At 69.8% G+C, this 13,954-nt stretch carries 11 protein-coding genes; 9 read left to right on the top strand and 2 right to left on the bottom strand.

All coding sequences use genetic code 11. The annotated features are described in order from the left end of the window. Nucleotides 1-17: 17 nt before the first annotated feature. Nucleotides 18-1,157 (bottom strand): CaiB/BaiF CoA transferase family protein, encoded by a 1,140-nt coding sequence (locus tag ACNPNP_RS17470; protein ID WP_448967327.1) that lies wholly within the window; start codon nt 1,155-1,157, stop codon nt 18-20. Nucleotides 1,158-1,270: 113 nt separating this feature from the next. Then, on the bottom strand, nt 1,271-2,755 hold the full coding sequence (locus tag ACNPNP_RS17465; protein WP_448967326.1) for a PucR family transcriptional regulator: 1,485 nt from the start codon (nt 2,753-2,755) through the stop codon (nt 1,271-1,273). Nucleotides 2,756-2,828: 73 nt separating this feature from the next. On the opposite strand from ACNPNP_RS17465, the gene ACNPNP_RS17460 reads away from it, so the two are divergent. The 9 genes from ACNPNP_RS17460 to ACNPNP_RS17420 all read left to right on the top strand — a co-directional run bounded on the left by ACNPNP_RS17460 (nt 2,829) and on the right by ACNPNP_RS17420 (nt 13,890). Beyond that, on the top strand, nt 2,829-3,935 hold the full coding sequence (locus ACNPNP_RS17460) for a DUF917 domain-containing protein (protein WP_448967325.1): 1,107 nt from the start codon (nt 2,829-2,831) through the stop codon (nt 3,933-3,935). Beyond that, nucleotides 3,932-5,506: a hydantoinase/oxoprolinase N-terminal domain-containing protein gene (locus ACNPNP_RS17455; protein ID WP_448967324.1), complete on the top strand. Its 1,575-nt coding sequence runs from the start codon at nt 3,932-3,934 to the stop codon at nt 5,504-5,506. Before ACNPNP_RS17460 ends, ACNPNP_RS17455 begins: the two co-directional genes overlap by 4 nt. Before the next feature lie 57 nt (nt 5,507-5,563). Then, nucleotides 5,564-7,156 (top strand): ABC transporter substrate-binding protein, encoded by a 1,593-nt coding sequence (locus tag ACNPNP_RS17450; RefSeq protein ID WP_448967323.1) that lies wholly within the window; start codon nt 5,564-5,566, stop codon nt 7,154-7,156. Between the two features lie 10 nt (nt 7,157-7,166). Continuing rightward, nucleotides 7,167-8,189 (top strand): ABC transporter permease, encoded by a 1,023-nt coding sequence (locus ACNPNP_RS17445; protein WP_448967322.1) that lies wholly within the window; start codon nt 7,167-7,169, stop codon nt 8,187-8,189. 8 nt (nt 8,190-8,197) lie between these two features. Beyond that, nucleotides 8,198-10,021, top strand: a complete 1,824-nt coding sequence (locus ACNPNP_RS17440) for a dipeptide/oligopeptide/nickel ABC transporter permease/ATP-binding protein (RefSeq protein ID WP_448967321.1) — start codon at nt 8,198-8,200, stop codon at nt 10,019-10,021. Further along, entirely contained in the window at nt 10,018-10,794 is a 777-nt protein-coding gene (locus ACNPNP_RS17435; RefSeq protein WP_448967320.1) for an ABC transporter ATP-binding protein, read from the top strand. Before ACNPNP_RS17440 ends, ACNPNP_RS17435 begins: the two co-directional genes overlap by 4 nt. Nucleotides 10,795-10,941: 147 nt before the next feature. Continuing rightward, the gene (locus tag ACNPNP_RS17430; protein ID WP_448967319.1) at nt 10,942-12,123 is read left to right on the top strand and encodes a M20 metallopeptidase family protein; all 1,182 of its coding nucleotides are present in this window, start codon (nt 10,942-10,944) and stop codon (nt 12,121-12,123) included. Further along, a complete protein-coding gene (locus tag ACNPNP_RS17425) occupies nt 12,120-13,214 on the top strand; it encodes a histidinol-phosphate transaminase (protein ID WP_448967318.1) in 1,095 nt (364 codons plus the stop codon). The genes ACNPNP_RS17430 and ACNPNP_RS17425 overlap by 4 nt, the downstream gene beginning before the upstream one ends. A 190-nt stretch (nt 13,215-13,404) precedes the next feature. After that, nucleotides 13,405-13,890 (top strand): FBP domain-containing protein, encoded by a 486-nt coding sequence (locus ACNPNP_RS17420; protein ID WP_448967317.1) that lies wholly within the window; start codon nt 13,405-13,407, stop codon nt 13,888-13,890. Nucleotides 13,891-13,954 lie beyond the last annotated feature (64 nt).

Genomic DNA, 13,954 nt, shown 5'->3' with positions numbered 1-13,954 from the left:
AGCGGCACCTCGCGGAGTCAGGCGAGGAGCTCCGCGTTGTGCTCGCCGAGCCGCGGTGCGCGGCCGAGCGTCGCGGTGCCGTTCGTGCCGAGAGCGGAGCGGGCGATGAGCACGCCGTCCTCCTCGATCATCATGCCCATCGCGGTGGCCTGGGCGCCGATGGCCGCCTCATCCGCACGGCGCACGCGGGCGATCAGTACGCGGTGCCGTTGCAGACGCTCGGCGATCTCGTCGACCGTGAGACGCGCGAGGCGCTCAGCGAGCACGGCCTCGAGCGCGTCGCGGTCACGCACTCGCCCCTCGTTGCGCCGCCACTGCTCGCGGCCGAGTTCGTCCTCCATGTCCAGTGCAGTGGCGAGGCGGGCGAACATGGGATCGTTGGTCGCTCCGAGCACGGCATGGCCGTCGGCGGCGGCGAAGGCGCGGTACGGCACGATCGACGGGTGCCCGCTGCCCAGAGGCCGAGGCGCCGGTCCGCCCGCCGAGGCGCTCGCGATCACGGTGCCGAGCGACGACAGCGCCGTCGCGAACAGCGAGACCTCAATACGGCGCCCTCGGCCGGTACGGGTGCGCTCCAGGAGCGCTGCGAGCACGCCGTTGATCATCGACATGCCGGTGGCGATGTCGACCATGGCGACGCCGGAGCGCACGGGCCCGCTGTCCTCGTATCCGGTCAACTGCATGAGACCGGACTCGGCTTCGACGGTCACCGCCGTCCCCGGCTCCGCCCACATGGGGCCTGCGGGGGAGAAGCCGCTGATCGACGCATAGATCAGACCGGGGAAGCGCTCGGTCAGCGCGTCGGGCCCGACGCCGAGTCGCTCCGCCACACCGGGGCGGAAGCTCTCGACGACGACATCGGCGTCGGCGATCAGCGCGATCGCCTTCTCCCGTTCCTCGTCGACGGTGAGATCGAGCGCGACGCTGCGCTTGCCGCGGTTGATCGCGTGGAAGTAGGCGCTGTCCTCGCCCACGAAGGGCGGACCCCATGCGCGGGTGTCGTCCCCGGCATCCGGCTTCTCGATCTTGATCACGTCGGCGCCGAGCTCGGCGAGCGTCATGGTCGCGTAGGGGCCGGCGAGCAGCCGGGTGAAGTCGATGACGCGGATGCCGCGCAGCGGCTGGAACGTCGCCGAAGCGGTCGCATCTTCTGCCATGCCGGTCACGCTACCGACTCCGATGGGCCCGGATCATGGGCGAAGGGCACATGTCCTGATGCTGGCACTGGTCGGCGGACCCATGCGCGTGCCGTGACGCGTTCCCGCTCCATTCACCGGGGCACCGCGGCGAGCAGCCGCACGCGGCACGCCAGTTCGACGGCGAAGCGCACATCCGGATCGTCCAGGTCGACGTCGAGCCGCTCCCGGATCTGCCGCATCCGGTAGCCGACGCCGTTCGGATGCAGCATGAGCTCCTGCCCCGCATGCACGAGCGAGCTGTCATGCGCGAGATACGACAGCAGCGTGCGCACGGCTGTGAGTGCGCGCTCCTGGCCGAGCGCGTCGAGCGGACGGAGGATGTCGTGCAGCAGATCCCTGCTGATCGGAGATGCGTACACGTCCAGCAGCACGCGTCGCAGTCCGGTGACATCCGTGAGCTCCACCCCGCCCAGGCGTCCGGCCGCGATCGCCGATTCCGCGGCGATCCGGGCCTCCGCGGCAGACTGCCGCACCCCGATCGCGCCGAGCTGCGGCGTGCCGAGGCCCAGCGTGTACGCCCACCCCGGCCCGCTGAGCAGATGCGCCTGCTCCTGGATGCGCATGGCCACCTCGCGTACACGCCGCTGATGGTCGGGGGCGCCGTGCTCCTCGGTGCACACGAGCATGAGGTCGTCCTGCAGGAAGGCGAGGTGCCACATCTCCTCGCGCGATTCGACGAGCTGCAGTGCGAAGAGCTCGAGCGCCGGCTGCACGGTCCGCGGCGCGCGGGCGTGCGGATCCGCGGCGCTGGTCGGCGCCAGCCAGGCGGCGACATGCGACTGCTGCAGCGGCAGCCCCAGCCGTGCCGCCTGCCCGACGAATCCCTCGACACGGGACGATTCCGCCAGCACCAGTTCGATCAGCAGGTCGGCGCGGGACTGGGTGGAGGCGTAGCGGTCACGGGTGCTGCGCTGCACCGCGCGCGACAGCAGCGCAGCGATCACGGGCACGGCGACCCCTGTCGCGGCATCCGGAGACGACGCGACGACCCGACCGATCGGCACCTCGCCGATGCACACGGCATCGCTCTCGGACCACGAGGCGGAAGCGTCCTCGACGAGTTCGACGCGGATGCCGAGGGCCGCCGATGCCGCCTCGAGGATCGTCTCGATCGTGGCGTCGCCGGATGCCGCGACCGCCGTGGCCCGCTCCACGGCCAGCGCTCCGCGCATCATCGCCTCGGATGCGCCGCCCGCGATCGCCCGGTCGATCGCCTTGGCGAGGTCGGCGGGCTTCATACCCGGAGCCGCGAACACCGGGACGCCCGCCCGGCCGGCGAGGACGGCGGCCGTCTCGGGCAGGACGAGATCGGAGGCGAAGACGACACCGGCGAGACGCCTGGCGCTCGCCTGACGCAGCGCGACGTCGATGCGGAACGGAGGGGGCTGCTCCTCGCCGGTGATGATGACGAGCGTCCCGGCCGCGACGGTTCCCAGCGCATCCACGGCGATGAGGTCCACGCGTTCGATCGCGCGGTCGTCGGCGGGGCCGGCTCGATGGCTGAGCCCCAGGCGCTCGGCGTCCGTCCGAAGGTCTTCGATCGAGTACTGTGCCATCGCCACAGTCTGGCAGGAATCACTGGATGCTCAAGACATTGTCGACCTGCAATGCCCTCCGTACGGTGGGGACATGGCTCAGACATCCCCCGCTTCGCACGTCGCGGAACGCATCACCGAGGTCACCGCGGACGACATCGCCGCCCTCGGCATCGGCACCGCGATCTTCGGCACCGGCGGAGGCGGCGAGGTGTACGGCGCGCAGACCATGGTCGAACGCGAGCTCACCACGCACGGACCCGTCCGTCTGGTGAGCGTGGACGAGCTCGGACCCGACGACGTCGTGATGCTCATGTCCGGCATCGGGGCGCCGACCGTCGGCATCGAGATGCTGTCGTCCAAGGGGCAGATCCACGCCCTCCTCGAGGAGGCGGAGCGCCTTCTCGGTCGTCCGGTCACGACGCTCATGGCAGCCGAGATCGGCGGCAGCAACGGCGTGCGTCCGATCGGCTGGGCGGCCCAGCTGGGGCTGCAGGTGCTGGATGCCGACGGCATGGGCCGCGCGTTCCCCGATGCGGCGATGGTGGCGATGAACGCCGCGGGCGTGCACTGCGACTGGGCGGTGCAGAGCGACGTCGTCGGCAACATCACGGTCATGAAGACCGTCGACCTGCACTGGCTCGAGCGCCACGCGAGGGCGCTAACGGTGGCGAGCGGGTCGATCTGCATCGGCGCCCACTACCCGATGACGGCGGAGACCGTGCGCGGTGCTGTGATCGAAGGCACCGTGAGTGCCGCGATCAGGGTGGGGCATGCGCTCCTGAACGCGTCCGACCCCGTGTCCGCCATCGCCGCCGAGCTCGATGCCAGAGTGCTGATGAGCGGGAAGATCACGGATCTCGATCGTCGCACCGTCGGCGGCTTCGTCCGCGGGTCGGTCACGATCTCCGGCATCGGCGAGGACCGCGGCCGACTGCAGCGACTGGAGCTGCAAAACGAGAACCTGCTGGTCCTGGAGGACGGCGAGGTGCTCGTCAGCGTGCCGGATCTCATCACCATCATCGACACGGAGACCGGGCACGCGATCACGACCGAGATGCTCCGCTTCGGTCAGCGGGTCTCGGTGCTCGCGTGGCCCTGCGATCCGGTGTGGCGCACACCGCGCGGCCTCGAACTCGCCGGTCCCGCAGCATTCGGCTACGACCTCCCCTACATCCCTTTCGAAGGAGCAGCCCGATGACCGCCCGTGACCTCGCACTCGGCGTCGATGTCGGCGGAACCAACACGGACGCCGTCATCCTCGACGGCCTCGGCACCGTCATCGCCCACACGAAGCGGCCGACGACCGATGACGTCACCGGCGGCATCCGTGCGGGCATCGCCGACGTGCTCGCCTCGATCGGTCCCGACCGCACCCGCGTCTCCCGCGTGATGCTCGGGACCACGCACGCCACGAACGCGATCGTCCAACGGCGAGGGCTGGACAGGGTCGCGATGATCCGGCTCGGCGCGCCGGCGGCGACGGAGTTCCCGCCGCTCACCGGCTGGCCGCAGGACCTCGCGGGGATCGTGCTCGCCGGCTCCGCGATGCTCGGCGGCGGCCACATGGTCGACGGCACGCCGATCTCGCCGCTGGATCGCGACGGCATCCGCCGATTCGTCGACGGCCTGGACGCCTTCGACGCGATCGCCGTGGCGGGGATCTTCAGTCCCTCCTCTCCCGAGCAGGAGCTCGAGGTCGCTGAGCTGCTGCGCGGCCACCTCGGCCAGGACACCCGCGTGTTCCTGAGCCAGGACATCGGACCGACGGGACTTCTCGAACGGGAGAACGCCACGGTTCTCAACGCCGCGCTGTACAGCGTCGCGCTCGCCGTCACCGACGCCCTCGTCACCGTCGTGGCCGAGGAGGGGCTGGACGCCCAGACGTTCTTCGCCCAGAACGACGGCACGCTCATGTCGCTCGACTACGCCGCCCAATACCCGGTGCTGACGATCGGCTCCGGGCCCGCGAACTCCATCCGCGGTGCGGCGTACCTCTCCGGGCACGACAACGCCATCGTCGTCGACGTGGGCGGCACGACCAGCGATCTCGGCGTCGTCGTCGGCGGGTTCCCCCGCGAATCGACGCTGCCCCGTGAGATCGGCGGCGTGCGCACGAACTTCCGGATGCCGGACGTGCTGTCGGTCGGCATCGGCGGCGGCACGGTGGTCGACGTGGTCAGCGGGCGGGTCGGACCGGAGTCGGTGGGCTACCGGATCGACCGTGAGGGTCTGCTGTTCGGCGGCTCGACGCCGACGCTGACGGATGCCGCGGCGATCGCCGGCAGCCCCGTGGCCGGACGCCGGCTTCCGGCGTTGCCCTCCGCGACGGCCTCGGCCCTCAGAGACGCGCTCGCCGTGGTCACCGACCGACTGGATGCCGCCGTCGAGCGGCTGTCGCTCGGGCGGGCCGACATCCCACTCGTCGTGGTCGGCGGCGGCGGATTCCTCGTTCCCGATCGGCTCCCCAGCGCCGGTGAGATCCTGCGCCCTGATCACGGCGGCGTCGCGAACGCCGTGGGCGCGGCCATCTCGCTCGCCGGCGGGCGGGCGGATCAGATGGCGTCGATGGGGGACCGCGAATCGGCGATCGAGCAGGCGTCCGAGGCCGCGATCGCCAAGGCCATCCAGGCCGGAGCCGATCCGCTCGACGTGTCGATCGTCGAGATCCTCGAGACCCACGTGCCCTACACGGCGCAACCGACCGTCAATGTGTCCGTGAAGGCCGCTGGCCCGCTCGCCCGACTCACAGCCGGAGCCGTCTCCGGCTGACACCTCAGCCCTGCACCAGCACTACCCGATGAACATCACCCGAAAGAGGAGATTGCAATGAAACGCAGTATCGCAGTACCGGCCGGAGCCGGACTCGTCGTCCTCGCCATGACACTGGCGTCATGCTCGGGTTCCGCAGGCGGCCAAGGGTCGCCGGAGGGAGACTACGTCTCCGGTGGAACCTTCACGCACGCGGTCTTCCCCGAGGTCGGCAGCATCATCCCGATGAGCGCCACCCAGCCGCAGGAGATCCAGGTCATCACGTACGCGTACGAGACCCTGATCTACACGGATGCGGAGGGCGAGGAGACGCCCTGGCTCGCCGAGTCCTGGGAGCTCGGCGAAGACGGCAAGTCCGTCACGTTCGAGCTCAAGGACGGCGTCACGTTCCACGACGGCACCGAGTTCACCGCTGAGGTCGCCGCCGCGAACATCAACTTCCACGCCGACCCGGCCAACACCACGGTGCTCGCCGACGTCCTGCCCGAAGGGCTTCAGGCCACCGGCAGCGGCTCGACGCTCGAGGTCACGGCGACCGCGTCCGACCCGTTCATGGCGAGCATCATCGGCAGCATCAAGATGGTCGCGGAAGCCGGGCTCGAGAACCCGGCGAGTCTCGAGGAGGGCTCGAACGGCACCGGCCTCTACGAGCTCACCGACGTGAAGGCGGACCGCTACGTCTTCGAGGCCAGGGACGACTACACGTGGGGGCCGGACGACGTCACCTCCGAGACCGAGGGGCTGCCGGACACGCTCGAGGTCAGCGTCGTCACCGACACGTCCACCCGTGCGAACCTGCTGCTCTCCGGCGAGCTCAACGCGGCTGCCGTCGAGGGGCCGGACCAGGACCGCATCGAAGGCGCCGGTCACGAGTTCGCCGGGATCATCAACCCCATCGGTCAGATGCTCTTCAACGAACGCCCTGATCGTCCCACGCACGACCCGCTGGTCCGCGAGGCCCTGGTCCTCGGTTTCAACCACGAGGACACGGCCGAGGTCGTCAGCGGCGGGCGTCCCGTCGATCTCACCTCATGGATCACCGATTCCCCGTTCACCTGCTTCAACGAGGAGCCGGTCTGGGATCGCCCGGCGTCCGACCCGGAACGCGCGGCCGAGCTCCTCGATGAGGCGGGATGGGCCGAGGGCTCGGACGGTCTGCGCAGCAAGGACGGCGAACCGCTGACCATCAACTTCATCTACGACGCCACCTCCACCGCTCACGCATCGGCTGCCGAGCTGGTCGCCGAGGACTGGGAAGAGCTGGGCATCACGACCGAACTGATCGCGATGGACGGTGCAGGCTGGTCGGAGTACCTCTACGAGACCTTCGACTACGACACGGGCTGGATCCAGATCGGTGTCGGAAGCCCCGTCACGCAGGACCTCTTCTACGGCGGCGCGTTCCCCGAGGAGGGCGGCCTGAACTTCATGGGCGTCGACGACGAGGAGTACAACGCGATCGCCGACCAGGCCCGCGCAGCATCCGACGCCGAAGAGGCGTGCGGATACTGGGAGCAGGCGGAGAAGGTGGTGGTGGAGAAATTCCACACGCTGCTGCTGACCGGCACGATCCGCCCGACCTACATGTCCGGTGCGGAGTTCGAGATCACCGACTACCTTCAGCCGGTCACGATCCGCATGACCGAGTGAGCGGCAGGCGATGACCACGACACAGCCCCGACAGGGCGCACCCGCCACCGGCCGACTGCTGCAGCTGCGAGAGATGCAGCAGCGGCGCTCGCCGCGCGCCGACTTCGCCATCCGGCGGATCGGCCGGTTGATCGTCAGTCTGCTGGTCGTGGTCCTCGCCGCCTTCTTCCTCATCCACTTCGTGCCTGGCGATCCGGTCAGGGCGGCGCTGGGGCCCACGGCCCCCGCCGGCCTGGTCGAGAGCACCAGGGCCGAGCTGGGTCTGGACAAGCCGATCCCGCAGCAGCTGATGGACTACCTCGCGGCGCTGCTGCAGGGGGATCTCGGCACCTCCATACAGTCGGGTCTCTCGGTCACCGGCACGATCGCATCGCGCTTCCCGACGACCCTGAGCCTCGCCGCCCTGGGATTCATCGTCGCCGTGATCGGTGCGCTGCCGATCGGGATGGGGGCGGCGCTGCTGGCTCGCACCGGTCGCGGTCGTTCCCTCAACAGCGGGGTCTCCGGACTGCTGGGCATCCTCATCGCGGTGCCCGACTTCCTGCTCTCGGTCGGCCTGATCGCCCTGTTCAGCATGTGGCTGGGCCTGTTCCCTCCCGCCGGATGGGGCGCAGCGCAGAACGCCGTGCTCCCCGTGCTCGGCCTCGCGCTCGGTCCGATGGCGTATCTCGCACGGATCGTGCAGGTGGAGATGATCAAGGTCCTCGACTCGACGTACATCGCCACGGCGAGGGCCAAGCGCCTGCCGCAGCGACTGATCCTGCTGCGCCATGCGCTGCCGAACATCATCACGGCGACGCTGACGGTGGGAGGACTCCTGCTGTCCGGGCTCGTCGCCGGCACCGTGATCATCGAGACCGTGTTCGCGATCCCGGGAACGGGCAGCACACTGGTCTCCGCAGTCGGGACGAAGGACTATCCGATGGTGCAGGGCATGGTGCTCGTCTACGCGGCCATGGTCCTCGCCGTGAACCTCGTCGTCGATCTGATCCTCATCACGATCGATCCGCGCACCACGATCGCAGAAGGGTGAGTGCGGAGATGGCGACGATCATTCCCCGGAATCCGGCTGCCGGTTCCACCGGTTCGGCCTCGACGAGAACCCGGCGCAGGTCACGCTGGCTCAGTGTGCCGGGCATCGCCGCGATGATCGGCATCGCGGTGCTGCTCGTGATCGCGGTCATCGGACCCGACGCGTGGATGACCGCGGCGACCGAACGCAACATCGCCGAGCGCTGGTCGGGTGCGAGCGCGCAGCATCCGTTCGGCACCGACGACATCGGACGCGACATCTTCGCCAGAGTCATGGTCGCGGCACGTCTGTCCCTGCTGCTGACGCTGGGCGCCACGGCGATGCTCATCGGAGGCGGCCTCATCATCGGGCTCACCGCCGCTATCCTGCCCAAGCACGCCAGGCGGGCGCTGATCTGGGTGATGGACATGCTGCTGGCGTTCCCCTGGCTGCTGCTGGTGCTGTTCTTCACGGTGATCTGGGACGCCTCGGCGACGGGAGCGATGCTGGCGATCGGGCTGGCCGGCATCCCGAGCATCACGCGCCTGGTGTACAACATGGCCTCCTCCGTCGCCGATCAGGACTACGTGCGCGCGGCACGGGTCGTCGGCGTCGGGCCGGTGGGCATCCTGTTCAAGCACGTGCTGCCGAACATCGCGAACCCGCTGCTCGTGCAGTCCGCGGCATCCGCCAGCGTCACTCTGCTCGCCTTCGCCGGCCTCTCGTTCCTGGGCCTCGGTGTGCAGGCGCCGGAGTACGACTGGGGGCGACTGCTCAACGAAGGACTCGGGCACCTGTACACCAACCCGATGGCCGCGATCGGCCCCGGGATAGCGATCGTCTTCTCCGGACTCGTGTTCACGATGGTCGCAGAGGCCATCGCCGAGCAGCCGGGCGGGGGATTGCGGGCCGTCGCCAAGGCGAGCCGCGTGGCCGCCATGGCACGGGTCGCCTCTCGATCCGCGGCCGCAGTGCCGGGATCGCCGGCTGACGAGGACGCGCCTCTTGCCGAGGTCAAGGACCTGCACGTGTCCTATCCCGATCGCGATGGCCGTCCCGTCGAGCGCGTCCGCGGCGTGGATCTCAGCGTGCGCTCGGGCGAGGTGGTCGGGATCGTCGGCGAGTCGGGCTCGGGCAAGTCGCTGACCGCGATGGCTCTGGCAGGACTCCTCGACGCCCCCGCGATCGTGGAGGCCGAGGTGCGCCGATTCGACGGCGTCGACCTCTCCGCGAAGCTCACGGCAGCCGACCGGAAGCGGCTCGGCGTGGAGCTCGGCGTCATCTTCCAGGACCCGCTCACCTCGCTCAACCCCGCCCTCACGATCGGAAGGCAGCTGACCGAGGTCCCTCAGCAGCACCTGGGCATGAGCAGGGCGCAGGCGCGGGCCCGTGCCGTCGACGGGCTCGAGGCGGTCGGCATCCCGAAACCGTCCGAGCGACTCGGCGACTACCCGCACCAGTTCTCCGGAGGCATGCGGCAGAGGGCGATGATCGGCATGGCTCTGACGGGGCACCCGCGTCTGATCATCGCCGACGAGCCGACGACCGCCCTGGATGTCACCGTGCAGCGTCAGGTGCTCAGTGTGCTCCGCCGTGCGCAGCACGCGACGGGTGCCGGCATCGTGTTCATCTCGCACGACATCGCGCTCGTGTCGGGATTCTGCGATCGGGTCGTCGTCATGAAGGACGGCGAGATCGTGGAGGAGCTGGACGCCGCGCGCATCAAGGAGCAGGCCACCCATCCGTACACGCGAGGGTTGATCGCGTGCCTGCCGGACATGAACTCGGATCGCACGCGGCCGCTGCCCGTCATCGGCGACCAGTCGAACGAGTACGCGGAGGTGACGGCGTGAACGCACTGGAGATCCAGGATGGGCAGGTCCGCTACGGTCGGCGGGAGGTCGTGTCGGGGGTGTCCCTCGAGGTGCCGGCCGGCCGCACCCGCGGGCGGGGGGGGGAGGCGGGGGCGGGCAAGTCCACGATCGCCAACGCCGCGGTCGGGCTGGCACCGATACACTCCGGCGACATCCGCGTGCACGGCGTGAGCTCGGTCGGGCGTCGACGCGAGGCGAGGACGGCTCGCCGCCGCATCCAGATGGTCTTCCAGGACCCGTTCTCCGCTCTCGATCCGAGGATGCCGATCGGCGAGTCCATCGCCGAGGGGCTGAGAGCGACGGGGCGGGAGCTCAGCCGGCCGGCCCGCCGCGATCGGGTCGCCGAGCTGCTGCGGCAGGTCGATCTCGACCCCGACAGGGCGGGAGAGCTGCCGAAGTCGTTCTCCGGAGGACAGCGCCAGCGGATCACGATCGCCAGGGCGCTCGCAGGCGATCCAGAGATCCTCATCGCCGACGAGGTCACCAGCGCTCTGGATGTCTCCGTGCAGTCGACGGTTCTGAACCTGCTGCGCGATCTGCAGCAGCGGTTGGGCCTGACCATGCTCTTCATCTCGCACAATCTCGCGGTCGTGCGCTATGTCAGCGACGAGATCGCCGTGATGCGCGACGGTCGGATCGTCGAGCGCGGTGAGACCGAGTCGCTGCTGAGCGCGCCTTCCGAGGCGTACACCCAGGAGCTGCTGACCGCGGTGCCGATCCTCGGTCAGCGGATGGAACTCGAGGACGTGTGAGCCCGGCGTGAGCCGTGGGCGCTGGACGAATCGTCCAGAGATGTCGGTCGTCCGTATGATCGGTGCACATTCTGCGGCGTCGTCGCCCTGAATACGCTCGGACCACCGGGACGCGGTTCCGGTGGCCGGCGAGAGGATGCAACTGCGATGACGCGATTCGAGGCGGATGCGAGAGCGCTGCAGGACAGCCTGATCGCGGTCAGGCGGGAGCTTCATCGAGTCGTCGAGCTCGGGCTCGACCTGCCGCGCACGCAGGAGGTCGTTCTGCGCGAGCTCTCCGAGCTCGGGCTGGAGATCACGACCGGCACCGCGCTCACGTCGGTGACCGCGGTCCTCCGCGGCGGCCGGCGTGGGCCCGTCGTGCTGCTGCGGGCCGACATGGACGGGCTGCCGGTGCACGAGGCCACCGGCCTGGACTTCGCCTCGACGTCCGGCCGCATGCACGCGTGCGGGCACGACCTGCACATGGCGGGTCTTCTGGGAGCGGTGCGCCTGCTCGTCGCGCGCCGCGACGAACTCCCCGGCACCGTGGTCTTCATGTTCCAACCGGGGGAAGAGGGGCAGGCCGGCGGGCGGATCATGCTCGAGGAGGGGGTGCTGGATGCCGCGGGCGAACGCCCTGTCGCGGCCTACGCGATCCACGTCGAATGCACGCTCGAGCGCGGCCGGCCCGTCACCAGACAGGGATCGATGATGGCCAGTGCGAGCGCGCTGCGCATGACGCTGCGCGGCACCGGCGGGCACGCCGCCTTCCCGCAGAACGGCATCGACCCCGTCCCCGTCGCCGCGCAGCTCATCCTCGCGGTGCAGACGTTCGCCGCACGCCGTCTTCCGGCCACCGACCAGGCGGTGATCTCGATCACCCGGCTGAGCAGCGACTCGGCCGCGAGCAACGTACTGGCAGCGGAGGTGCAGCTCGAGGCGAACATCCGCACCCTCTCGAAGACCACGCTGGAGACTGTTCGCGAGCAGTTGCCGCAGATGCTTGAGGGCATCGCCGTCGCGAACGGCTGCACCCTGGAGAGCGAGTTCATCGCCTCGTACCCGGTGACCTACAACGATCCCGCCGAGACCGCCTTCGTGATCGACGCCCTCGACGACCTGGTCGGCGCAGAACGCGTCACCCGCCTCGAGGCGCCGTCGATGGCCTCGGAGGACTTCGCGTACGTGCTCGAAGAGGTGCCCGGCACCCTCGTCTTCCTCGGTGCCGCAGCGGACGAGGACTCCGGGCCGCTGCACTCCGAGCGCGCGGTGTTCGACGACTCGGTTCTCGGTCTGCAGTCATCCGTGCTGGCCGAACTCGCATGGCGGCGTCTGGAACGCGCATGATGCGCTCGTGGTCGACCGCGCCACCAGTGGCGGCGCGCGCACGGATCTCCGCACGCTCCGCCTATCAGCAGGGCGCCCAGGCAGGACCGGACGCCTTCAAGCTCTCCAGCAACGAGAATCCGTTCGGACCGTTGCCAGGGGTGGTGGAAGCCGCGCACCGAGCCGTCTCGTTCAATCGCTACCCTGATGCGTCGGCGCCCCGGCTGCGCGCACGGATCGCCGAGCGCTTCGGCGTCGAGGTTGATGCCGTGCACGTCGCTGCGGGTTCCACGTCGCTGCTGCAGCAGTTCGCCGTGGCGCTGTGCGAGCCGGGCGATGAGCTGCTCTTCGCCTGGCGCTCCTTCGACGGCTACCCGTGGATGGCCGACGTCTCCGGAGCCGTCCCGGTCACGGTGGCGCTGGATGCGGACGAGGGTCACGACCTCGACGCCATGGCGGACGCCATCACCGACCGCACGCGGATCGTCGTCGTGTGCAGCCCCAACAACCCCTCGGGAACAGCGGTGACCCAGGCGGCGTTCGACGCGTTCCTCGCGCGGGTGCCGACCGGCGTGCTCGTTCTGCTCGACGAGGCCTACGCCGAGTTCGTGACGGATGACGGCGTCGTCGACGGACGACGCGTCATCGCCGCGGGCCACGAGAACGTGGTCGTGCTGCGCACGTTCTCCAAGGCGTACGGACTGGCGGGCCTGCGGGTGGGCTACGCCGTCGGGCATCCCGCAGTGCTCGAGGCCGCGCGCATCGCCGGCATCCCCCTCTCGGTGACCGCCCAGGGCGAGGAGGCGGCCCTGGCCAGCCTCGACGCCGAGCCCTCCCTGCTCGAGCGGGTGCGCGTGATCACCAAGCGGCGCGACCGGCTCGCGCGGATGCTCCGCGAAGACGGATGGTCGATCCCGCGATCGCAGGCGAACTTCGTGTGGCTGCCCACCGGCGCCGGCACTGCCGCGGCGCTGGCGGCATTCGCGGATGCGGGGCTGATCGTCCGTGCGTACGGTGCGGACGGCATCCGCATCACGGTCGGCGAGGAGGAATCCCTCGAGCCGGTCATCCGGGTCGCAGCCTCCCTCGCCTCGATCGTCGAGCGGGTGTAAACTCGCCGGGTGCTGTTCTCGATGTGCGCCCTGAGGGCGCGGAAGGCGGTTGCAGGCGCGTCGAGCGCCGGCGGCAGAGGCTGAGTGCGAGCCGGAGGCGGAACCCCCGTCGCCGGTGACTCGTCATACCCGGTATCCATCTGACGGATGCCGCGACCTTCTCACCTCACATCAGAAAGCAGTTCTTCCCATGCGTCCCATCGACGAGCGCGCCATCCGCGCCTCTTTCATCAACGCTTCCCGCAAAGAGGTCTCCTCCGTGTCGCTGCCTCAGGGCTTCGCCGAGGTCGACTTCGACAAGATCGACTACCTCGGCTGGTCCGACCCGAAGTTCCCGCGGCGTGCCTACGTCATCGCCGAGGTCGACGACACCCTCACCGGTGTGCTGCTGCAGCGCGCCGAGCAGCGCGTGCTCTCGCGAGCGCAGTGCTCATGGTGCGAAGACGTCACCCTGCGCAATGACGTGCAGTTGTACTCGGCCCGCAAGGCAGGGGCCGACGGGCGCAAGGGCGACACGATCGGCACGCTGGTCTGCGCGGAGTTCGGCTGCTCGCACAACGTGCGACGCCTCCCGCCGCTCGCCTACGAGGGGTACGACCGTGAGACGGCGCGCGACCTGCGCATCCTGCGGATGCAGGAGAACGTGACGGCGTTCCTGCGGGGCGTCGCGGACTGACCGCTCGCGCGTTCAGGGCACCAGCGCGTCGCGCACGGCCCGCACGCCCCTGAGCACCTCCGCA

Source organism: Microbacterium xerophyticum (genome assembly GCF_053543555.1).
The sequence above is the reverse complement of the archived record's forward strand: the minus strand, read 5'-3'. Positions and strand labels throughout refer to the sequence as shown.

Coding starts and splice junctions, on each gene's coding strand:
- ACNPNP_RS17470 (WP_448967327.1), bottom strand. CDS start 1,157: ATGGCAGAAGATGCGACCGCTTCGGCGACGTTCCAGCCGCTGCGCGGC.
- ACNPNP_RS17465 (WP_448967326.1), bottom strand. CDS start 2,755: ATGGCACAGTACTCGATCGAAGACCTTCGGACGGACGCCGAGCGCCTG.
- ACNPNP_RS17460 (WP_448967325.1), top strand. CDS start 2,829: ATGGCTCAGACATCCCCCGCTTCGCACGTCGCGGAACGCATCACCGAG.
- ACNPNP_RS17455 (WP_448967324.1), top strand. CDS start 3,932: ATGACCGCCCGTGACCTCGCACTCGGCGTCGATGTCGGCGGAACCAAC.
- ACNPNP_RS17450 (WP_448967323.1), top strand. CDS start 5,564: ATGAAACGCAGTATCGCAGTACCGGCCGGAGCCGGACTCGTCGTCCTC.
- ACNPNP_RS17445 (WP_448967322.1), top strand. CDS start 7,167: ATGACCACGACACAGCCCCGACAGGGCGCACCCGCCACCGGCCGACTG.
- ACNPNP_RS17440 (WP_448967321.1), top strand. CDS start 8,198: ATGGCGACGATCATTCCCCGGAATCCGGCTGCCGGTTCCACCGGTTCG.
- ACNPNP_RS17430 (WP_448967319.1), top strand. CDS start 10,942: ATGACGCGATTCGAGGCGGATGCGAGAGCGCTGCAGGACAGCCTGATC.
- ACNPNP_RS17425 (WP_448967318.1), top strand. CDS start 12,120: ATGATGCGCTCGTGGTCGACCGCGCCACCAGTGGCGGCGCGCGCACGG.
- ACNPNP_RS17420 (WP_448967317.1), top strand. CDS start 13,405: ATGCGTCCCATCGACGAGCGCGCCATCCGCGCCTCTTTCATCAACGCT.